The organism is Novacetimonas hansenii JCM 7643 (assembly GCF_000964405.1).
Classification (GTDB): Bacteria; Pseudomonadota; Alphaproteobacteria; order Acetobacterales; family Acetobacteraceae; genus Novacetimonas; species Novacetimonas hansenii.
In genome coordinates this window covers 1-1,014 of the sequence record NZ_BANE01000338.1, presented here as the reverse complement: position 1 = coordinate 1,014, position 1,014 = coordinate 1, and the positions used below count along the sequence as shown (strand labels likewise).

Here is a 1,014-nt window from a genome sequence, read left to right as displayed (position 1 = left end):
GTAAGCATCCGGGGAGGACCACGGGTCTGAATCAGGCGACCTGTGTATGATTGGCATGGCGGGTGTTTTTCCAGTTCCAGGGAAGGAGTTCGTGCAGGCGTGAGACGGGCTGGTCGTTGATCCGGGCGAGAACATCGGCGAGCCAGGCCTGGGGATCGACGTCGTTGAGCTTTGCGGTGACGATGAGGGAATACATATCGGCCGAGCGCTGGCCGCCCCGATCGGAACCGGCGAACAGCCAGGCTTTCCTGCCAAGGGCGATGCCGCGTAGTGCGCGTTCGGCGGCGTTGTTCGTCAGGCAGATCCGTCCGTCGTGAAGGAACCGGGTAAAAGTCTCCGGCCTGCGCAGGATGTAGGCCATGCCCGCCGCAACGGGTGCCTTCTTCGACAGGCGGGCGCAATTCTCACGCATCCAGGCCAGCAGGTCATTAACCATGGGCGCGAGCCTCCTGAACCTTCAGGGCCAGACCCGGCATGCCGAGCCGCATGTCGGTCGCACCCGTTGCCAGCCAGACCTGGACACCGGAAGGAACCGGGATCATGGCCGCAGCAGCATGATCAGGCGTTCAACCCTCTCGGGTGAAACATCGTGACCAAAATGCAGGATGCTGCCATCGCGGAATGTAATTTCCATCTGGCCTGGTGCCTGAGTTTCCTGCGCAACCTGTTCTTCCAGTCTGACAGGCACAAGAGATCCCTCTTCAGGCCGTCTGCTGCGCCGACGGCAGTCCTGCCGCCAGCGATAGAGAAGACTGACATGGATCCCATGCTGGCGGGCCACTTCACGAACGGGAAAGCCACTTTCAAAAGAGGCTTTTACAACCCGGGAGCGAAAGGCCGACGTATAGGCCCGGCGGCGTTCCCCCACAATCTCGATTGCTGCATGGTTTCTCCGGGCAGTCGCTGCGACATTCGCTGCGACCGTCTCGTGTTCATTCTCGATAAAATCGTCCATGCACAGAAGAAGATACCCGGTCCTATCAGTCTACAAGGCGGCTTTTACCGGATGCTTAC

The 1,014-nt window shown here is 60.2% G+C and carries 1 protein-coding gene and 1 pseudogene; both read right to left on the bottom strand.

Going from position 1 to position 1,014, the window contains the following annotated elements; translation table 11 throughout:
• Positions 1-31: 31 nt before the first annotated feature.
• Positions 32-439, bottom strand: a pseudogene (locus B7G66_RS16415) (IS66 family transposase); the annotation flags it as partial.
• Positions 440-538: 99 nt separating this feature from the next.
• The gene (tnpA, locus tag B7G66_RS16410) at positions 539-955 is read right to left on the bottom strand and encodes an IS66-like element accessory protein TnpA (RefSeq protein ID WP_048859406.1); all 417 of its coding nucleotides are present in this window, start codon (positions 953-955) and stop codon (positions 539-541) included.
• Positions 956-1,014 lie beyond the last annotated feature (59 nt).

Excerpts from the sequence above, each read along its gene's own strand:
- tnpA (WP_048859406.1), bottom strand. The coding sequence starts at position 955 with ATGGACGATTTTATCGAGAATGAACACGAGACGGTCGCAGCGAATGTC.